The organism is Geodermatophilus sp. SYSU D00814 (genome assembly GCF_054050055.1).
The window spans coordinates 104297-124827 of the sequence record NZ_JBJGYP010000013.1 but is presented as its reverse complement, the minus strand read 5'-3'; the positions used below and the strand labels follow the sequence as shown (position 1 = coordinate 124827).

General features: G+C 76.7%; 14 protein-coding genes. 8 read left to right on the top strand and 6 right to left on the bottom strand.

Annotated elements, in window-relative coordinates:
• Positions 1 to 67 precede the first annotated feature (67 nt).
• The 3 genes from ACI780_RS12265 to ACI780_RS12255 all read left to right on the top strand — a co-directional run bounded on the left by ACI780_RS12265 (position 68) and on the right by ACI780_RS12255 (position 2189).
• Positions 68 to 964: a LysR family transcriptional regulator gene (locus tag ACI780_RS12265; RefSeq protein WP_456868558.1), complete on the top strand. Its 897-nt coding sequence runs from the start codon at positions 68 to 70 to the stop codon at positions 962 to 964.
• 255 nt (positions 965 to 1219) lie between these two features.
• A complete protein-coding gene (locus ACI780_RS12260) occupies positions 1220 to 1837 on the top strand; it encodes an MBL fold metallo-hydrolase (RefSeq protein ID WP_456868557.1) in 618 nt (205 codons plus the stop codon).
• Positions 1838 to 1901: 64 nt separating this feature from the next.
• Entirely contained in the window at positions 1902 to 2189 is a 288-nt protein-coding gene (locus tag ACI780_RS12255) for a putative quinol monooxygenase (protein WP_457003209.1), read from the top strand.
• Positions 2190 to 2383: 194 nt separating this feature from the next.
• Here ACI780_RS12255 and ACI780_RS12250 read toward each other — a convergent pair whose 3' ends face one another.
• The 6 genes from ACI780_RS12250 to ACI780_RS12225 all read right to left on the bottom strand — a co-directional run bounded on the left by ACI780_RS12250 (position 2384) and on the right by ACI780_RS12225 (position 13407).
• Positions 2384 to 4603, bottom strand: a complete 2220-nt coding sequence (locus ACI780_RS12250; protein ID WP_457003207.1) for a hypothetical protein — start codon at positions 4601 to 4603, stop codon at positions 2384 to 2386.
• A 34-nt stretch (positions 4604 to 4637) separates the two neighbouring features.
• A complete protein-coding gene (locus tag ACI780_RS12245) occupies positions 4638 to 6767 on the bottom strand; it encodes a hypothetical protein (RefSeq protein ID WP_457003205.1) in 2130 nt (709 codons plus the stop codon).
• Positions 6768 to 6799: 32 nt separating this feature from the next.
• Positions 6800 to 7114 carry a hypothetical protein gene (locus ACI780_RS12240; RefSeq protein WP_456868553.1) on the bottom strand — a complete coding sequence of 105 codons (315 nt, stop codon included), beginning with the start codon at positions 7112 to 7114 and terminating at the stop codon, positions 6800 to 6802.
• A 269-nt stretch (positions 7115 to 7383) separates the two neighbouring features.
• The gene (locus ACI780_RS12235; protein WP_457003203.1) at positions 7384 to 10416 is read right to left on the bottom strand and encodes a hypothetical protein; all 3033 of its coding nucleotides are present in this window, start codon (positions 10414 to 10416) and stop codon (positions 7384 to 7386) included.
• A 12-nt stretch (positions 10417 to 10428) separates the two neighbouring features.
• On the bottom strand, positions 10429 to 12420 hold the full coding sequence (locus ACI780_RS12230; RefSeq protein ID WP_457003201.1) for a M28 family peptidase: 1992 nt from the start codon (positions 12418 to 12420) through the stop codon (positions 10429 to 10431).
• 228 nt (positions 12421 to 12648) lie between these two features.
• The gene (locus tag ACI780_RS12225; protein ID WP_456868550.1) at positions 12649 to 13407 is read right to left on the bottom strand and encodes an IclR family transcriptional regulator; all 759 of its coding nucleotides are present in this window, start codon (positions 13405 to 13407) and stop codon (positions 12649 to 12651) included.
• A 91-nt stretch (positions 13408 to 13498) separates the two neighbouring features.
• Between ACI780_RS12225 and hutH the strand changes: the two genes are divergently transcribed.
• The 5 genes from hutH to hutI are packed head-to-tail and all read left to right on the top strand — an operon-like array spanning position 13499 to position 20496.
• Entirely contained in the window at positions 13499 to 15058 is a 1560-nt protein-coding gene (hutH, locus tag ACI780_RS12220; protein WP_456868549.1) for a histidine ammonia-lyase, read from the top strand.
• A 29-nt stretch (positions 15059 to 15087) separates the two neighbouring features.
• Positions 15088 to 16764 carry a urocanate hydratase gene (gene hutU / locus ACI780_RS12215; protein ID WP_457003198.1) on the top strand — a complete coding sequence of 559 codons (1677 nt, stop codon included), beginning with the start codon at positions 15088 to 15090 and terminating at the stop codon, positions 16762 to 16764.
• Positions 16761 to 17999: an allantoate amidohydrolase gene (locus ACI780_RS12210; protein ID WP_456868547.1), complete on the top strand. Its 1239-nt coding sequence runs from the start codon at positions 16761 to 16763 to the stop codon at positions 17997 to 17999. The genes hutU and ACI780_RS12210 overlap by 4 nt, the downstream gene beginning before the upstream one ends.
• Positions 17996 to 19342 carry a formimidoylglutamate deiminase gene (locus tag ACI780_RS12205; protein WP_456868546.1) on the top strand — a complete coding sequence of 449 codons (1347 nt, stop codon included), beginning with the start codon at positions 17996 to 17998 and terminating at the stop codon, positions 19340 to 19342. Before ACI780_RS12210 ends, ACI780_RS12205 begins: the two co-directional genes overlap by 4 nt.
• Positions 19339 to 20496: an imidazolonepropionase gene (hutI, locus tag ACI780_RS12200; protein WP_456868545.1), complete on the top strand. Its 1158-nt coding sequence runs from the start codon at positions 19339 to 19341 to the stop codon at positions 20494 to 20496. Before ACI780_RS12205 ends, hutI begins: the two co-directional genes overlap by 4 nt.
• Positions 20497 to 20531 lie beyond the last annotated feature (35 nt).

Genomic DNA, 20531 nt, shown 5'->3' with positions numbered 1-20531 from the left:
CCTGCGGTCCAGCGAACGATTCCGGACCGTACTGGTCAGCTCCGCTCACCGGTCGGAGGATGGCGGCATGCTCGACGTCCACCGGTTGCGCCTCCTCCGGGAACTGCAGCGGCGCGGCACCCTGGCCGAGGTCGCCCGGGCGCTGTCCTACAGCCCGTCGGCGATCTCCCAGCAGCTGTCCCAGCTGGAGACCGAGACCGGCGTGCGGCTGCTGGAGCGGGTCGGTCGCGGCGTCCGGCTGACCGAGCAGGCCCGCATCCTCGTCCGGCACACCGACGCCGTCCTGGAGCGGCTCGAGCTGGCCGAGGCGGAGCTGACCGCGTCGCTCACCGAGGTCAGGGGCACCCTGCGCGTCGCCTCCTTCCAGAGCGTGCTGCTGACCCTGATCCCCTCGGCGCTGACCCGTCTGGCCGAGCAGCACCCCGGGCTGCGGGTCGAGATGACCCAGCGCCAGCCCGAGCAGGCCTTCGCCGGACTGTTGACCCACGACTTCGACGTCGTCCTCGGCGAGGAGTACGCGGGAGAGCCCGGCGTGGCGGTGTCCGGGGTGGACGAGGAGGACCTGCTGCTCGACGAGATCCGGCTGGCCCTCCCCACGGGCGGCAGGTGGAGCGACGCGGGCACCGCGTTCGCGGACCTCGCCGGCGCGCCGTGGGTGCTCGACCCGGCCGGCTCGGCACCGGGCCGGTGGGCCCGCGCGCTGTGCCGCGGCGCCGGTTTCGAACCCGACGTCCGGTTCGACAGCCCGGACTACCTGCTGCACGTCCACCTGGTCGAGACCGGTCACGCCCTCGCCATGCTGCCGGACCTGCTCTGGACCGACCGGGAGGCCGACCTGCGGCTGGTCCACCTGCCCGGGCGACCCACCAGGCGCCTGTTCACCGGGGTGCGGCGCGGCGCCGCCGGACACCCGGCGATCCGGGCCTTCCGCGCGAGCCTCCGAGCGGCCGTCGACAGCGCCTGACCGTCCGCCCGGCCGCCGCCGTCGGGGACCCCGGCCGGTCGGCGGCCCTGCGGCACGGCGACCGTCCCGCTCCCCGAGTCGCTGTCGCACCGATGAGTCGGGACGGGGCGCACCGTCTACGCCTCAGCGCGACCACACCCGCAGCGATCCGCCGGTGGGCCACGGACCCACCGAGCACGTCGCCCGCCGGCCGCCAGACGGAGAGGGAGCCCCCATGACGCTCGCCTCGACCACACCCGCTCCGGTCGGTGCGCGGTGAACGCACCCGCCGCCGTCACGGTCACGCCGGTGCAGGTCGCCGACCTGCTCGCCGAGGGCGAGCGGATGCCGGTCTACGTGCACGTCATCGACCATCCCGACGGGCGCGTGCTCGTCGACACCGGCATCAAGGAGTTGCACCCGCTGGCCGCCGACATGGACCCCCGCCTCCGTCCGTGGACCGAGCAGGACGTCGATCCCGCCGGCATCGACGCGGTCGTCAACACGCACCTGCACTTCGACCACTGCGGCGGCAACCACCTCTTCACCGGCACGCCGATCCACGTCCAGCGCCGCGAACTCGACGACGCGCGCAGCCAGGACGACTACACGATCCGCGAGTGGGTGGACGCGCCCGGGGTGCGGTACGTGCCGGTCGACGGCGAGCTCGAGCTCCTGCCCGGGCTCCGACTCCTCCCGGCACCGGGCCACACACCCGGCACGCAGGTGGTGGTCGTGGAGACGGACGGGGGTCCGGTCGTCATCGCCGGTGACGCGGCGGTGTGGGGCGGCGAGCTCGACGAGCCGCGGACCGAGGGCCAGCGGGTGATCCGCGGGCTCGACCCGGCGATGGTCTGGCTCGCGCACGCCCACGAGCCGTGGCGGCCCCGATGAGTCCGGCGGCCTCCGCCGGTCTTCCCAGGTGACACTGCACCCCAGGCCCGGAGGACGACCCAGCATGCTCGTCGTCGCAGGACACGTGGACGTCGACCCGGCGCACCGCGACTCGTACCTCTCCGGCTGTGTCGCCGTCGTCGAGCAGGCCCGCCGGTCGACCGGGTGTCTCGACTTCGCCCTCAGCCCGGACCTCGTCGACCCGGGCCGCGTCAACGTCTACGAGCGGTGGGAGTCGCGGGACGCGGTCGAGGCGTTCCGGGGGAGCGGCCCCGGTGAGGACCAGAGTGCGGCGATGCTGTCGGCGTCCGTCGCCGAGTACGACGTCGCGGACGTGCGCCCGCTGACCTGACCGGCGCCGCCCGCGTGCATCCCACGGAGGGCCGCACCACGTCCGCGGAGGCGCGTCGACGCCCGTGAGGCTCCGGCCGGGCGTTCCCGCGGGAACGCCTCCGCACCGAGGCGCGCCGCACGCGCGCGTCGGTCGTGTCCGGCCCCGGCCCGCTCTCGCGTGAGGGCCCCGCTGACCAGCGTCCCGCGCGCCGGTCAGGGGTCGACGACGAGCCGCACGGCGAACCCGCCGGCGACCTGCCCGGACTCCTCGCGGCGGAGCACGTCGACGGTGCCCTCCGTGCCCGGGGCCAGGTCGCGCGGCACGGTGAGGAGGAGCGCGAGCGTGCTCGGCCCGAGCGGGAGCGGCAGGTCGATCACCGCGCGGGGCCCCTCGGGGAGCGGCAGCGCGGCGGTGAGGTCGAAGGAGCCGCCGGCCGGCTCGTCCTCGCTGCCCACGAGGACGGCCCGGTCCGTGTCCGGCCGCGCCGGCGGCTCCAGCGCGGCGGCCAGGGGGTCGTCGGCCGTCACGGGCACCGCGTCCGCCCGCGGCCGGGCGATCCGCAGCCCGACGCGCGCCAGCTCCCGCGGGCGCCGGACCTCCAGCCCGGTCGTCCTCCCCGCCGACGTGCCGCGCACGTCGAACGGGACCAGCACCACGGCGCCTCGGGGCGCCCGCACCACGGTGAGGTCCTTCTGCGCGAGGTCGCCGCGTTCCCCGACGCGGCTGCCGGCGGGCGGGGAGCCGCCGCGGGTCAGCGCGGCGGCCGCGAGGGCGACGTGCACCCCTGCCGGCGGCACCTGTGCCGCCGGCCACCGGGCACGGACCACGGTGGACCGGCCCGGGGGCAGCTCGAAGGCGACCGCCGCGGTGACCGCCGGGAGGAAGCCGCCGGGCCAGGTGCCGTGCAGGCCGCCGCGGCGCCGCCGGAGGCCGAACGTCACCACGAGGTGCCGGGCGGTGCCCCGGCCGCGGTTGCGGACCCGCGCGTGGAACCAGTTGTCCCGGCCGGCCCGGGGCTGCTGGTGGACCGTGCCGCCGTCGTCCTCGTGCCGGATCCAGAGGTCGGGGGAGTCCCAGAACCGTCCACCCCCGCGCCCACCCGGGTCCTCGCGCAGCCACAGCTCGGGGACGGGTGCCGGGTCGGGCAGGCCGTAGACCCAGCGGTGGAACGCGTCGACGAGGTCGACCGCGCCGGAGCGCGCTACGAGGTGGGCCTCCAGTGCCTCCGTGGTCGCGGGGCGCTCGAGGTTGGCCCGGTAGAACTCACCCATCCACCCGGTGAGCGCCGCGGGGGAGGCGAGCGCCGCCGCCCCGGCGAACAGCCGCGCCCCGGTGCTGTAGGCCGCGATCGGCGTCGCGCGGGTGTAGGGGTCGCGCGGGGACAGCGTGACCGGCGGCTCGGCGAAGTCGAAGGGCCGGACCTCCGAGCCGCCACGGTCGTGGTAGACGTTCCAGCCCTCGTCCCACCAGCCGTCGGCCTGGGCCGCGGGTGTGACCCCGCGGCCCCACCACGAGTGGAAGACCTCGTGCCGCAGGCTCTCCCGCGAGGCGGTGCACGCCCCGTCGTACTCCATGCCGCCCCGGATCAGGAACGCGGTGTACCTGCCGCCGTGGACGTACCTCCCGACCGCGGCCGCGTTCTCCGCCAGCCAGCCGGCGACGTCGGCCGCGGCGGCTGCCGGGTCCACCGTGGTGTCGGAGCGCAGCGCGAGCACCTCCACCGCGACGGGGTCGCCGCCGGTCGGCAACGCGACCGTCGTCGTCGCCGCGGTGAGCGTGTCCGCGGCCCGCACCTCCACCATCGGGGAGAGCGCGGAGGACCGCGGCGGGAAGGCCACCCGCCAGTGGTGGGGCCCGGCCGCGGTGACCGCGCCGTTGGTCACGACCCGGTGCTCCACCGCGGTGCCGGTGACCACCAGCTCCAGGTCGATCGAGTACCGGTCCCAGATCAGGTTGGCCGGCACCCAGGACTCCAGGTAGCGGCCGGGAGCGAGGTCGGTGAAGCCGAAGCTGAGCGTCAGGCGTGGCCCGGCCGACCAGGTCAGGGCCGGCGGGTGCGATCCGCCGGCCGGGGCCTGGGGCGGGCCCACGGTGTAGTCCAGGCGGAGGGTGTGGGCGGAGCCGGCCGGGAGCACCCGGTCCAGCACGAGGACCTCGGCGCCGGCACCGCCGCCGAGGTCGCGGCGGACCACCGCGTCCGGGGGCAGGGGAGCGCCGTCGAGCCGGACGCCGGTGACGGTCTGGCGGAGGTCGAGGACCGGGCAGCCCGCGGCCGGCCCCGTCGCGAACCGCAGGGTGGCCGTGCCCGTGGCCGTCCGGCTCGCGCCGTCGAAGCGGAGCAGCGCCGTGACGGCGGAGACGTCGACGGGCACGGCCGACCTGCCGCCGCCGAGCGGCACGGGCGGCGGGGCCAGGTCGAGGTCGGTCGTCACCGCAGCCCTCCTCCGGATCCCCGCCGCCCCGTCCTCAGCGCGGGAGCAGCCCCGTGTAGCCCGCCAGCAGCCGCGGCGCCGCGTCGGTCCGCGCCATCGCCGCGAGCTGCTGCAGGCGGTCCACGGCGTCGGTCAGGTGCTCCGCCCCGCCGCCCAGGGCGACCCACATCCCGACCTCGTGGGTGAGCACCAGCGCGGCGGCGTCGTTGTCGGTCTGCGTCGTCGGGAACTGGACGAACAGCTCGACGTCCCTCGTGACACCGACGGGGATGCCCCGGGCCGACCACGTGACGGCGACCGACAGCCGGTGCGGACCCGGCCGGGGGAAGGCGAAGCCCTCGGTGCTCCAGAAGACCCGGTGCGACGACGAGACGGAGTCCCCGGGCGGCAGCTCGGCGAGCTTCGCCGCGTCGCAGACGACGGCGAGCGGGCGGAACGGGCGGACCCGGCCGGACGGGTCGGTGACCGTCATCGTGGCGAACAGGCCCTCCAGGCTGACGTCGCTCGGGACGACGAGCGGGTCGCCGCTGCGGTTGGTGAGCGTCCAGGACACCTCGACCGGCTGGCCCAGCGCGACGCTCTCCGCTGGGACGCTCACCTGCAGCTCGAGCTCGGACGCGTCGAAGTCCTGGCGGTCGGTCGCCTGCGGGAGGCTGGTGCCCACCCAGGAGAAGAACGGCCAGCCACCCGGGCGCAGCACGGGGTCGGGCATGTGCACGAGGTGGTGCCGCACCGTGGTGTTGACCGCCAGCGCGATCTGGTCGGGGAAGACGCCGGGGGCGCCGGTCGTGGGGCCGCCCAGGACGTCGGCCACGCTCGGCGTGGTCGTCATGATCGAGTTGTCGGCCGTCGTCTCCTGCTCCTGGTGGATCTGGTTGAAGGTGTGCGTGATCTCGTGCGTGGCGCTGCGCAGGAACGCCCGGGCGACCTCGCGCTGCCTCCGGTCGGCGGCGGTCCCGAAGTTGGCCGACTCGCCCGACGGGTAGCCGTCGTCGGAGAAGCTGGCGCACCCCTCCCGCGGGACCCCGATCTGGTCGTACATGACGCCGCGGGAGCAGCCGAGCTTCGCCGGGACCACCACGAGGTGGATCCGCCAGTCGGTGTCGAGGTCCGTGGCCGGGTCCCGGACGGCGGTCATGAGGTTGTGCAGGTTGCCCGACGACCAGCAGTCCGTCGGGTTCACCCCGGCCGGCACCGGCACGTCGGTCGAACCCCGGACGACGGTCAGCTGCCAGCCGTGCTTGGCGTAGATCGTGTCGAAGTACTCGGTGCCGCCCGAGCCGTCGGGCACCGGCTGGGGGGCCACCGCGCCGGTGAGGGTGTCGATCTCCACCGTCGCCCGGCGGAAGAACGGCGACACCCACGACAGGGTGACGGTGCCCCGCTCCACGCCGCCCTCGAGCCAGCGGCCGGTGAACCGCGGGCCGCCGAAGGGAGGCGGCGCGGGCGCCTGGGTCAGCGTCACGGTCACCGTCCTGCTGGGCGCCGCCGGGAAGGAGCCCTTGAAGCTCCCCGCCGGCGGGGCGGTGTAGTCGTACTGCTCCAGGACGAGGGTCGCGGTGCACGGGCGGCCCGGCGGCACCGCGACGGACTCCGTCACCTTCACGACCTTGAGGTAGGAGTCGTAGCGGTTGCGCGGGAAGACCGGGATGCGGGGCCGGAAAGGCGGCGCGAGCGGCTCGGCCGCGCTCGGCCGGCTCGCCGCGGCGGCCACGGACACCGGTCCCGACGGGACGGTCCCCGGCGGCGGGGACGGCAGCGGGTCGGTCAGCGAGGGGGACACCGGAGGCACCAGCGCCGGGCGCCGGTAGAGGTCGCCGCTGACGATGATGCCGTCCGGCCCGGCGTCCGGCGCCGACCGGTCGACCCGGAGGGTGCCCTCGAAGCCGGCCGCGGAGGTGGCCGGACGCAGCGAGAGGGCGTAGCAGCCGGCCCGCAGGACCGTCCGGCAGAACCGCAGCGGCGGGCCGGCCGACGACGGGGATCCGGTCGCCGCGCCGGCGTCACCGGCCCCGGCCGGGCCGAGGTCGGGGAACAGGAGGTCGTCCTGGTCGACCGGGACCCCGGCGGCCAGCGGGACCTCGGGCGACACGACGGGCGGGACGCTCGCGACGACCGCGTCCGTCCCCGGCTCGAGCTCCGTCTCGCGGAAACCGTCGGCCATGGGGAGTGCCTCCTCACTCGGCCCCGTACGGACTACGGGGGTGCGATCCGTCGGTACGAGAAGCGGCAGCCGTCGGGGTCGACGACCTCGAGGACGTCGCCCCTGCGGTGGACCTGGTAGGCGACGAGCTCGTCGGTCGCGACGCTGAGCACCAGCCGGCGGTCGTCCTCGAGCCGGTAGATGCCGGCGTCCCACCAGATGCCCGCCTGCTCCGGCCCGCGCGCGCCGCGGTAGGTGCCCGTCGAGAAGGTGAGGACGTCGGGGTAGCGGTCCGCGCACGCCGGCGCGTCCACCTTCCGCCACGAGCCGGTGAGCGCCGTGTCGTCGGGTCCGGGGTGCGCGGTCATGGGTCTCCTCGGGGTCCGTCCGGGCGAGGTGCCCACTGTGCCCCGGATCCGGACCGGCACCGGTGGTGCGCGGTGCCTGCCGCGGGCGGTGGCTCCTCACCGGGGGTCGCCGGCCTCCTCTCCCCGACCCCGGGGCTCGCGTCCCGTCGTCCTCGCCCGCTGGTCCCGTCCGGCTCCCGCTCCCGGACGCGACCAGCTTCCGCGGCTCCCGTCACCGGAGCGTCACCGAGCGGGCCCCCCGCCCGTCGGGCCCTCCGCCCGGCGGGGCCTCACCGCCCGTCGAGGTCGACCTCGAGGGTCACCTCCCGCACCGTCATCCGCCGCGCCCGTGACCGGAGCTCCTCGTCCAGCCCCGTGACACCCAGGAGCCTGCCGGCGGCCGACGCCGCGGTGGCGGGCGCTGCCGTCTCGGCGGCCGCGGTCTCCACCGGGACGCCCACCGGGCCGGTGTCGGCTCCGTCGGGACCACCCACGTCGGAGCCGGCGAGAGCGTCCTCGACGTCCGGGTCGTCGAGAGCGGTCCCCGGCTCGCCGGACCGCTCGCTCGGTGCCCTGGTCAGCTGCGGGTCCAGGAGGTAGGTCATCCCGCCGACCACCACGCCGTCGGCGACGGCGACCACCCGGATGGCGCGGTCGTCGGCCGCCGCGACGTCCTCGGCGGAGAAGCGCCGCCCCGGCCGCAGGCCGACCGTCACCGACCGCTCGGCGCCCGGGGCCAGCCCGAAGGCGACCTCGTCGCGGCGGCGCCCGACCTGGATCTCCCAGCCGCGCTCGGACAGCAGCGCCGGGAGGGTGGCGGTGACGGTCGTGCGCACCGTCTCGCCGAGGCGGTTGTTCACGGTGAACGAGCGCCGGACGAAGCTCGACAGGAGCCCGCGGACGTCCCCGCCACCGGCGACCGGGCAGACGTTCCGCTGCGCCAGGTTGTTGTCGAACGGCACCAACCGCCACTCCGGGGTGGGCCCGGCAGCGCACGGGAGGAAGGTGGCCGGATCGGTGTTGCTGCGGTCCCCGGGCGCGCTGACCTCCATGAACATGCACTCGTGCCCGGCGACCCGGGGGCGCCAGGCGAAGGGCCCGACGACCGTGCTGCTCCCCGGCCCGACGGCCCCGGGGACCGTCACCTCCGGTGTGTCCATCGGCGTCCAGTCACCCGGCCAGGAGAGCCCGGCTGCCGGATCGGCGGAGTAGCCGCGGACGACGACGTCGGTGGCCGGCTGGGTGCCCCGGTTCCCGATCCGGACGAACGCGTGGTTGGTCTGCCCGACGACCGGTGTCTGGTGGTCCTGCGGCCCGGCGCCGGGATCGGGCGTGAGGCGGTTCCAGATGTCGGTGCACTCCCAGTGGACGGGCTGGTACGGGTACTCGCCGGCCCGGCCGTCGTCGATGTAGAGGTCGACGGCCGGCGGGGCGCCGGGCCGCGTCACCGGGACCGGCGAACCCGGTGGCTGGAAGAGGCCCTGCCGCTCGAACGCCCACCGCACGACCTTCTGGACGGCGCCGCCGCGGTGCCCCTCGAAGTCCGCGGTGCCGACGTCGGCGTTCTGCAGCGCGGACACGAACACGGTCGGGGACGGGGTCGGCGTGACGGGGTTCGTGGCCAGCGACCCGATCGCCCGGTAGATCAAGTAGACGGTGAGCCGGGCGGCCTGCTGCCGGCGCGCCACCTCCGCCGCGTCGCCGCCGAGGGAGCGGTACAGCCGGAAGTGCGTGGTGGAGAGGATCTGCTCGGAGGCGTACCCGCCGACGTCGTTGGTCCCGCCCCACGCCCAGCCGGTCGCCACGTCACGACCGTGGTTGCGGTTGGGCAGGATCCACGGGAACGTCTCGAACCGCCGCACCGGGTCGGTGCGGAGGGAGGACTCGGGGTCGAGCAGCACCGCCGCCGCGCTGTCCCCGGCGCTGTGGGCGAACCCGAAGTTCGGCGAGTGGACGCTGTCCCAGAGCACGGTGTGACCGAACTCGTGCAGGACCACGCGCAGGTCCGCGGCGATGCTCACGGCCGGGAACGGCCCACCGGCCAGCCCGAACTCGAACCGGCCCATGCCCGTACCCGTGACGTTGCCCTGTGCCCGGGCGTTGACCTGGTCGCCGAAGCCGCTCGCGTCCACCGGCACCGGGAAGCTGGTGCCGTCGAAGTAGGTGGTGAGGTCGAACCCCATCCCGACCATGTGGCGGAACAGCCAGTCGCAGTGGTGGTAGGCGTTGACCGCGGCGAACTCGCGGGCCAGCGCGTCGAAGGAGAAGGCGGCCGGGGGGTTGGGGGCCGAGGGCGGGGCGGCCACCGGCGGGGTCACGTCGACGACGCGCACGAAGGCGCCCGCCAACGGCTGCGGATCGGCTCCGACCAGCCCGTCCAGCACGACGTTGGAGCGGAAGGGGTTGAGGACGGCCGAGGGGGAGGTGGGCAGGACCCCGGCCCCACCGGCCGTCAGCGGGTCGGTGCGGAAGACCAGGCCGGTCGCGCACGAGACGAAGGCCCGCAGGTACACCACGGCGCCCGTGGTCTCCTCGAGGAACGCCCGCCAGTTCAGCTCTCCCTGGCCGCCCACCTCGAGGGAGAACAGCACCTCGACGACGACGTAGTGCCTGCCCGGCTCCAGCGTGTCGGGCAGCGGGGGCAGGGAGAGCGTCGGCGGGGGCGCCTGCAGCGCCTCGCCGGTGTCGGCGCCGGCCTCCGGGTCGTAGCGCCGGTCGGGGTCGAACGCGTACACCAGCCGGCGCGGTGTGCCGTTGATCCGCGGCCGGGCGCCGGTCCCGAGCCCCAGCGCCCGCCGGAGCGCTGCAGGGGTGAGGTCGGGTGGGTCCTCCGGCGGATCGCCGTCCACGGTGATCCCGGTGTGCACCGAGCTCTGGGAGGCGGTGACCCGCAGCGGGGCGTCCTGCATGGTGACGCTCATGCCCGCCTCCCAGACGGGCAGGCCGTGGACGACCTGCTGGTAGGACACGACGGTGGTCCCGAGGACGGCCTTCTCGTCGGCCAGCTCCAGCCGGCCGTCGGGGGACTCGGCCGGGCCGGTCCCGTCGTCGGCGTGCAGGGCGTCCGCGCCGCCGGCCGCCCCGGGCAGCATGGCGTCGTCGAGCCCGTACACCGGGGCGACCTCCCGCAGGTACTGCTCCGCGAGTGCCTGGGGGGTGGCGGCCTGCACCGTCGGCGCCCCCGCCGCGGCGGCCGCGTCCTCGGCGAAGCCCGCGCGCCCCGCCGACACCGCGACGACGGGGTGCTGGAAGTGCTCGAGGTGCAGCACGTTGCCCGAGTCGTCCCGGTCGACCCGGACGTCGTCGGTGAGCTCGAAGGTCATCGCACGCCTCCTCTATCGGGTGCCGCAGATCCAGGCGGCTGCGGTCATGGCGCGGGTGATGGCGCCGGTGTAGGCCGTGTCCACCGTGCGGTCGCCGGCCGAGTGGTAGTGCGGGTTGGGATCGGCCGGCGGGGAGCCCGCGCCGGGCCCGGCGAAGAAGTCCTCGGAGGCGAGGCACGCGGGATAGCCGTTGAGCTGGAAGCTGTGGTGGTCGCTGCGCTGCTCCGCGGGGTCGGGCACGCCGTCCGGGCCGGGGTACACCTGCGGTGGGGGCAGGGTGGGGGAGACCTCGGGCGCCACCGCGGCGACCAGTTCGGTCAACTGCAGGGACCGGGCCTCCACGGTCCGTGACGGGCCGAACCCGGCGTGCAGCTCGAAGGTCTGGGGCGCCTGCGCGTCGAACCCGACCATGTCGACCTGGAACACGCCCACGATCGGCGCGCCGGCGACCGCCTGGTCGCGCGCGTAGGCGCGGCTGCCCACCAGGCCCTGTTCCTCGGCGTTGAACAGCACGAAGCGGAACTCCCGGTGCGGCACGCCGACCTGCTCGTCGAGCGCCAGCACGGCCCGTGCGGCGGCGAGGACCGCCGCGATCCCGCTGGCGTCGTCGTCGGCCCCGGGGGCCGCGTCGACCTCGGGCCGGAAGCCGGGGTCGCGGGACGCCGTCGAGTCCAGGTGCGCGGTGAGCAGCACCGTGCCGGACATCCCCCGGGCCGGCAGCGTGGCCTCGACGTTGCGGTAGCTGCGCCCGGCGTGGCTGAACCGGTGGGTGCGGACGGTCAGCCGGCCTCCGTCCAGGGCGGTCAGGTCGGTGACCAGACCGCTGACCGCGCGCTGGTTGTCCGGGTGCAGGACGTGCCGGCTCACCAGCGTCGTCCCGTCGGGGAGGGGGCCGGCGCCGCTGTAGCGCTCGACCTGCTCCCGGATCCGCTCGGGGGTGACGACCCCGACGACGACGTCCGCCTCCTGCGGGCTGAGCCGGGCCCCGGCGGGCTCCGGACCGGCCGGCTCGGCGGCGGACTCGGCAGCGGACTCGGCAGCGGACTCGGCAGCGGACTCGGCAGCCGGCCGGTCCCCGCTGTCGGCGAGCAGGAACGGCTGGGCGGTCAGCTTGAGGTTGTGCCCGTGGCGGGGCCGCCCGACGTGCAGGTGCTCCACCGAACGACCCGCGGGCAGCGCGACGACCAGGCCCTCGTCGGTGGAGGACAGCACCAGGCCGTCGTCGCGCTCCTGCCCGAAGAGCTCCGCCACCGACCCCGCGCCCCCGCCCGGGGAGCCGGGGTCGCGGCCGTCGTCGCGGAGCAGGTAGAGGTCGCTCGTCGCCGGTTCGTCCCCGCCGAGCCGGTCGACGCGGAAGCCGAGGTCGTCCAGGGCCAGCGCGGTGCCGGTGTCGGTGACCGCGTAGAGCTGCGGCCTGCTGCCGCCCGTCAGGTGCAGCGGCACGACGGGGTGGTGGCGGAGCAGGTCCTGCCAGCCGGTCGTGCCCGGCGGGACCGTGATCCGGGTGTAGCGCAGCGGTGAGCCGGCGAGCAGCACCCGGGGCGCGAGGACGACGTAGGGGCAGACGCGGAAGCCGGCCGCCGCGGCGTGCGAGCGCTCCGTCGCGTCCTCGCCCACGAAGAGCAGCCGCCGCAGCCTCCCGCCGACCGTCGACCGGGCCGCGGCGGCGGCCTGCTCGAAGACGCGGGTCGAGTCCTTCCGGCCGTAGAGGACCAGCGCCGGGTCGAGGAAGGCGGCGAGCCCCGCCCGCTCGAGTGCCGCGTGCACCTCCGCCTCGCTCACCCGGCCGCGGTCGGAGAGCACGCCCATCCGCACCCCGGCGCGATGCAGCGTCGCCATGGCGTCCAGCACCCCCGGCAAGGGGGTCATGCTCTCGATCTCCTCCCCGCCGGGGGCGACCCGGACGGCGGCGAGCGTGTCGCCGATGTCGAAGAACACCACGGCGTCCGACGCGTCCGGGGCGCCGGCCGTCCCGTCCCGGGGGTCGTCCGAGGGGGTGTCCATCATCGGTCTCCTCACCTGCCAGGGGGCCGGTCCCGCCGACGGGCGGACGCCCGTCCGTGCCGGGACCTGATCCGCCCCGCCGCGTCACCGGCGGCGGGGTGGCGGGGAGCGTAGGAGGGGTGGCGTCACCGGTGCGTCACGCCGGTGTCCTCGCGGGAGCGACCGGTCGCCGTCGGTCCCCGGCGCCGTGGACGACCGCACGGGCTCCCGCGCCGGAGGGGCAGCCGGTCAGCCGCCGATGAGCCGGCTGATCGTCCCCGCGGTGCGGGCGACCTGGGCGGCCAGGGGCCGCCGCCCGTCCTCGTCGGGCACCTCGTGCTCGGGGAAGGTGAGCGCCACGGCGGCGATCGGGTGCCCGGAGTGGTCCAGCACCGCGGTGCCCACCGAGGCGAAGCCGGCGGTGACCTCGCCCTCCTCCAGCGCGTGGCCGCGGCGCCGCGTCTCGGCCAGCAGGCGGCGCAGCGCCGACAGGGAGTCGGGTCCGCGCTCGTTGCGCAGCACGAAGCTGTCCGCGGTGGGGAACAGCGCGCGGACGGCGGCCGGCGGGAGGGCGGCGAGCACCGCCCGGCCGCTGGCGGTCAGCGGCGCCGGCAGCCGGACGCCGACGTCGGTGACCAGCGGCGCGCGCCCGCGGGCCCGCTCCTCGATGACGTAGACGACGTCGCGGCCGTGCAGGACCGCCAGGTGCGAGGTGTGCCCGGTGCGGTCGGTCAGCTCCGACAGCGGCCGCCGGGCCAGCCGCTGCAGCGGCGCCTGCCGGGTGAACCCGCTGCCCAGCTCGTAGGCGCTGACCCCCAGGCCGTACCGGCGCTCGTCGGGCAGGTGGACGACGAAGCCGGTCGCGGTCAGCTCCCCGAGCAGGTGGTACGTCGTCGAGCGGGGCAGCCCGAGCTCGCGGGCCAGCGCCGCCGCCGGCACCGGCCCGGCCTGGTCGGCCAGGAACCGCAGGATCTCGAGCACCTGCCGTGCCGCGGGCACCTGCGTCACCGGCACCCCCTCGTCGCAACGTCTGTGATCCCAGACGGTATCTCCCGCGCGAGTCTGTCGGAGGACGGGCGCGGTGGCGTGCCATGACGGGGTGACCGCCAGCACGACCACCACCGTCCCGATCGGCGTCGGGACCGGCCCGCTCAGCGCCGCCGACGTCGTCGCCGTCGCCCGGGACGGTGCCGCCGTCGCCCTCCACCCCGACGCCGAGCGGGCGGTCGCCGCGAGCCGCCGGGTGGTCGAGGCTCTGGCCGACGACGTCGTCGCGCACTACGGGGTCTCGACCGGCTTCGGTGCGCTGGCCACCCGGCACATCCCGGCCGAGCGGCGGGCGCAGCTGCAGCGCAGCCTGGTGCGCTCACACGCCGCCGGGTCCGGCCCGGAGGTGGAGCGCGAGGTGGTGCGCGCGCTGATGGTGCTGCGGCTGGCCACGCTCGCCACCGGCCGCACCGGCGTCCGGCCGCAGACCGTGCGCACGTACGCCGCGATGCTCAACGCCGGCCTCACCCCGGTGGTCCGCGAGTACGGCTCGCTGGGCTGCTCGGGCGACCTCGCGCCGCTGGCGCACTGCGCGCTCGCCGCCACGGGGGAGGGCGACGTCCGCGACGCCGACGGGCGGCGTCGCCCGGCCGCGGAGGCGCTGGCCGCCGCCGGCATCGCGCCGCTCGTCCTCGCGGAGAAGGAGGGCCTGGCGCTGATCAACGGCACCGACGGCATGCTCGGCATGCTGGTGCTGGCGCTGTCGGACCTGCGCCGGCTGCTGCGCGTCGCCGACGTCACCGCGGCGATGAGCGTGGAGGCGCTGCTGGGCACCGACGCGGTCTTCGCCGCCGACCTGCAGGCGCTGCGCCCGCACCCGGGCCAGGCCGACAGCGCGGCGAACCTGCGGGCACTGCTCGCCGGCTCCCCGATCGTGGCCAGCCACCGCGGCCCCGGGTGCACCCGGGTGCAGGACGCCTACTCGCTGCGCTGCTCGCCGCAGGTGCACGGCGCCGCCCGCGACACCGTGGCCCACGCCGCGGCGGTCGCCGACCGCGAGCTGGCCAGCGCCGTCGACAACCCGGTGGTCACCGCCGACGGGCGGGTCGAGAGCAACGGCAACTTCCACGGCGCCCCGGTCGGCTACGTGCTGGACTTCCTCGCCATCGCCGTGGCCGACCTGGCCTCGATCGCCGAGCGGCGCACCGACCGCCTCCTCGACGTCGCCCGCAACGGCGGCCTGCCGGCGTTCCTGGCCGACGACCCGGGCGTCGACTCCGGGCACATGATCGCCCAGTACACCCAGGCGGCGATCGTCTCCGAGCTCAAGCGGCTGGCCGTCCCGGCGTCGGTCGACTCCATCCCCTCCAGCGCCATGCAGGAGGACCACGTCTCGATGGGCTGGTCGGCGGCCCGCAAGCTCCGCCGCGCCCTCGACGGGCTGACCCGGGTGCTGGCGGTCGAGCTGCTCACCGCCGCCCGCGCGCTCGACCTGCGCGCGCCGCTGACCCCGGCGCCGGCGACCGCCGCGGTGCTCGCCGCCGTCCGGGAGCACGTCGCCGGACCGGGCACCGACCGGTTCCTCGCCCCCGAGATCGACGCCGTCGTCGCGCTCGTCGCCGGCGGCGGCGCCGTCGCGGCCGCCGAGTCGGTCACCGGCCCCCTCGCCTGACCCGCCCCCGACCCGAGAGGACGACCACCGTGGAAGGCGCCCGCCCCGTCCGTGCCGCACGCGGCACCACCCGCACCGCCCGCTCCTGGCAGACCGAGGCGCCGCTGCGGATGCTCATGAACAACCTCGACCCCGAGGTGGCCGAGCGGCCCGACGACCTCGTCGTCTACGGCGGCACCGGGCGTGCGGCCCGCAGCTGGGCGAGCTTCGACGCGATGGTCGCCACGCTGCGCGAGCTCGGCGACGACGAGACGATGCTCGTGCAGTCGGGCAAGCCCGTCGGGGTGCTGCGCACCCACGAGTGGGCGCCGCGGGTGCTCCTCGCCAACTCCAACCTGGTCGGCGACTGGGCCACCTGGCCGGAGTTCCGCCGGCTGGAGCAGCTCGGGCTGACCATGTACGGGCAGATGACCGCCGGGTCGTGGATCTACATCGGCACCCAGGGCATCCTGCAGGGCACCTACGAGACCTTCGCCGCGGTGGCCGCCAAGCGCTTCGGCGGCACCCTCGCCGGCACCCTGACGGTGACCGGCGGCTGCGGCGGCATGGGCGGTGCCCAGCCGCTGGCGGTGACGCTCAACGGCGGCGTCTGCCTCGTCGTCGACGTCGACCCCGCGCGGCTGCACCGCCGGGTCGCCCAGCGCTACCTCGACGAGGTCGCCGAGGACCTCGACGCGGCCGTCGCCCGCTGCGAGCGGGCCCGGCGGGACCGGGTGCCGCTGTCGGTGGGCCTGGTGGGCAACTGCGCCGTCGTGCTCCCCGAGCTGCTCCGGCGGGGGGTGCCGGCCGACGTCGTCACCGACCAGACCTCCGCGCACGACCCGCTCTCCTACCTGCCCGAGGGGATCGACCTCGCCGACTGGGCCGACCTCGCCCGCACCAAGCCCGAGGAGTCCACCGACCGGGCGCGGGCCTCGATGGCCCGGCACGTCGAGGCGATGGTCGGCTTCCTGGACGCCGGCGCCGAGGTCTTCGACTACGGCAACTCCATCCGCGACGAGGCCCGCCAGGGCGGCTTCGGCCGCGCCTTCGCCTTCCCCGGTTTCGTGCCGGCCTACATCCGGCCGCTGTTCACGCAGGGCAAGGGGCCGTTCCGGTGGGCGGCCCTGTCCGGCGACCCCGCCGACATCCGCGCCACCGACGAGGCCGTCCTCGACCTGTTCCCCGACGCCGACCACCTGCACCGGTGGATCCGCGCCGCGCAGGAGAAGGTCGCCTTCCAGGGGCTGCCGGCCCGCATCTGCTGGCTCGGCTACGGCGAGCGGGAGAAGGCCGGGGTGCGCTTCAACGACATGGTCGCCTCCGGCGAGCTGTCGGCCCCCGTGGTCATCGGCCGCGACCACCTCGACTGCGGGTCGGTCGCCTCCCCCTACCGCGAGACGGAGGGGATGGCCGACGGCTCCGACGCGATCGCCGACTGGCCGCTGCTCAACGCCCTGGTCAACACCGCCTCCGGCGCGTCCTGGGTGTCGATCCACCACGGCGGCGGCGTGGGCATCGGCCGCTCCGTCCACGCCGGCCAGGTCACCGTCGCCGACGGCACCGCGCTCGCCGGGCAGAAGATCGAGCGGGTGCTCACCAACGACCCCGGCACGGGGGTCCTGCGGCACATCGACTCCGGCGACGCCCCCGAGTACGGCAACGACACCGGTCCGCTCGCCGAGCACCCCGAGGGGGGCGTGCGGGTCCCGACGGCGGGCCGGTGACCGCGCCGGACGCGCAGCGGGCCGCCTCCGCCGGCTTCGACCGGATGTGGGCGGAGCTGGCGCCGGTCGGCCGGTCCGGCGCGACCGGCGGCTACTCCCGCTTCGCCTGGACCCGCGAGGACGCCGCGCTGCGGGAGTGGTTCGCCGGGGCCTGCGCCGAGCGCGGCCTGGACCTCGACGTCGACCGGGCGGGCAACCAGTGGGCCTGGTGGGGCGACCCCGACGCCGCGGTGGCCGCCGGCCGCCCCGGGGTGGTGGTCGGGTCGCACCTGGACTCCGTGCCCGACGGCGGGGCGTTCGACGGCCCGCTCGGCGTCGTCGGGGCGCTGGCCGCGGTCGACGGGCTGCGGGCAGCCGGTGTCGCCCCGTCCCGGCCGGTCGGGGTGGTCGCCTTCGGCGACGAGGAGGGCGCCCGCTTCGGGGTGGCCTGCGCCGGCTCCCGGGTCCTCACCGGCGCGCTGCCGGCGCAGCGGGCGCTGGGCCTCGTCGACGGCGACGGCACGAGCCTGGCCGAGGCGCTGACCGCGGCCGGGCGGGACCCCGGTGGGCTCGGCCGCGACGACCGCGCCCTGGCCCGCGTCGGCGCGTTCGTCGAGCTGCACGTCGAGCAGGGGTACGGGCTCGCCGGGCTGGGCCGGCCGGTGGCCGTCGGCACCGGCATCTGGCCGCACGGCCGGTGGCGGTTCGACCTGGCCGGGCAGGCGAACCACGCCGGCACCACCCGGCTCGCCGACCGCGACGACGCGGTGCTGGCCCTCGCCGAGCTCGTGCAGCGGGCCCGCGCGCTCGCGGTGCGGCACGGCGTCCTCGCCACCTGCGGCAAGGTCGTCGTCCGGCCCAACGGGGTCAACGCGATCCCCTCGTCGGTGACCGGCTGGCTCGACGCCCGCGGCGAGGACCCGGCGGCCGTGCGGGCGCTGGTCGGGGAGTTCGCCGCGTCGGCCGCCGACCTCGGCGGGACCCTCACCGAGGAGTCCTGGACCGACCCGACGTCCTTCGACGCGCCCCTGGCCGACCGGATCGCCACGGTGCTCGGCGGGGGTGACGTGCCCCGCCTGGCCACCGGTGCCGGGCACGACGCCGGGGTCCTGGCCGCCGCGGGCGTCCCGGCCGCCATGCTCTTCGTCCGCAACCCGACCGGGATCTCGCACTCGCCCGGGGAGTTCGCCGAGCCCGACGACTGCCACCGCGGGGTGCACGCCCTGGCCGCCGTGGTCGCCTCCCTCGCGCGGTGACCGTGCTGTTCGCGCCGCACGCGCACCTGCCCGGCGGCGTGCGGGCCGACGTGCTGCTGGAGGTCGACGGCGGCCGGTTCACCGCGGTGCGGCCCGGGGTGCCCCCGGCCGAGGTGCCGGCCGGCGCGCGCCGGCTGCCGGGGGTGGTCGCGCCCGGGTTCGCCGACGCCCACAGCCACGCGTTCCACCGGGCGCTGCGCGGCCGCACCCCCGCCGGCGGCGGCACGTTCTGGACCTGGCGGGAGGCGGCCTACGACGTCGCCGGGCGGATCGACCCCGACAGGTACCTCGAGCTGGCGCGCGCCGCCTACGCCGAGATGGCCCTGGCGGGGGTGAGCACGGTGGGGGAGTTCCACTACCTGCACCACGCGCCCGGCGGGAGGCGCTACGCCGATCCCAACGCGATGGCCGAGGCGCTCCGGCAGGCCGCGGCCGACGCCGGCGTCCGGCTCACCCTGCTCGACACCGCCTACCTCGCCGGCGGGCTGTCCGGGGCGGGGCACGACGCCCTGGCCGGGGCGCAGCTGCGGTTCGGCGACGGCGACGTGCACCGCTGGGCCGAGCGGGTCGCGGCGCTGCGCGGGTCGGCCGGCTTCCGGGTCGGGGCGGCCGTGCACTCCGTCCGCGCCGTGCCGGCCGCCGACCTGCCGGTGGTCGTGGCGGCCGCCCGCGGCGGGCTGGGCGGGGCCGACCGCTCGCCGCTGCACGTGCACGTGTCCGAGCAGCCCGCCGAGAACGAGGCGTGCCGGGCGTTCTACGGCCGCACCCCGACCCGGCTGCTGGCCGACGCGGGGGTCTGGGACGCCGCCGCGACGGCGGTGCACGCGACCCACCTGACCGGCACCGACGTCGCCCTGCTCGGCGGCGCGGGCGCGACGGCGTGCCTCTGCCCCACGACCGAGCGGGACCTCGCCGACGGCATCGGCCCGGCCCGCGCGCTGCTCGACGCCGGGGCGGCGCTGAGCCTGGGCAGCGACCAGCACGCCGTCGCCGACCTGCTGGAGGAGGCCCGGGCGATGGAGGCGCACGAGCGGCTGGTGTCCCTGCGCCGCGGCCGGTTCACCCCCGCCCAGCTGCTGGCCGCGCTCACCGCGCACGCGAGCCTCGGGTGGGACGACGCCGGCCGGATCGAGCCCGGCGCGCGGGCGGACCTGGTGGCGCTGCGCACCGACACCGTGGGCACCGCGGGCGCCCTGCCGAACCAGGTCCTGCTCACCGCCTCGCGGGCCGACGTCGACACCGTCTGGGTCGACGGCGTCCCCGTCGTGGAGGGCGGCCGGCACCGCCTGGGCGACGTCGGCGCCCTGCTCGGCGCCGCGGTGGCGCGGGTGTGGGCGCCGTGAGCAGCACCGTCGTCACGGGCGTCGCCGAGCTGGTCACCAACGACCCCGCGGTGGGGGACGGGTCGCCGCTGGGCGTCCTGCGCGCGGCGGCCGTGGTGGTCGAGGACGGCCGCGTGCGGTGGACGGGGCCGGCCGTGGCCGCGCCGGCGGCCGACCGCCGGGTCGACGTCGAGGGGCGGGCGGTGGTGCCGGGCTTCGTCGACTCCCACAGCCACCTGGTCTTCGCCGGCGACCGGGCCGCGGAGTTCGCCGCCCGCATGGCGGGGGAGCCCTACGACGGCGGCGGCATCGCCACCACCGTGGCGGCCACCCGTGCCGCCTCCGCGGCCGAGCTCCGCGGGCTGGTCGCCGCGCGGGTCGCGGAGACGCGCGCGCAGGGGACCACCACCGTGGAGGTCAAGAGCGGCTACGGGCTCAGCGTCGAGCACGAGGTCGCGTCGCTGACCGCGGCCGCGGCGGCCACCTCCGAGACGACGTTCCTCGGTGCCCACGTGGTGCCGCCGGGCGCCGGGCGTGAGGAGTACCTCGCGCTGGTCACGGGGGAGATGCTGCGGGCGTGCGCGCCGCTGGCGCGGTGGATCGACGTGTTCTGCGAGCCGGGCAGTGCCCACGCGTTCGACGGCGACGAGGCCCGCGCGGTGCTCACGGCCGGGCGGGCGGCCGGCCTGGGGCTGCGGGTGCACGGCAACCAGCTCGGTCCCGGCCCCGGGGTGCAGCTGGCGGTCGAGCTGGGAGCGGCCAGCGTCGACCACTGCACGCACCTGTCCGACGCCGACGTCGCGGCCCTGGCCGACGGCGACACCGTCGCGACACTGCTGCCCGGCGTCGAGTTCGCCACCCGCTCGCCCTACCCCGACGGGCGCGCGCTGCTGGACGCCGGGGTGACCGTCGCGCTGGCCACCGACTGCAACCCGGGCACCTGCTACAGCTCCTCGATGCCGTTCATGATCGCCCTGGCGGTGCGGGAGATGCACCTGACGCCGGCCGAGGCGCTGTGGGCGGCCACCGCCGGCGGCGCGCGGGCGCTGCGCCGGACCGACGTCGGGACGCTCGCGGTCGGCGCCCGGGCCGACCTCGCCGTCCTCGCCGCGCCGAGCTCCGTGCACCTGGCCTACCGCCCGGGCGTGCCGATCGCCTCGACGCTGGAGCTCTGACGGGCCCGGGGCGCACGGCGCCGGCCTACGGTGCG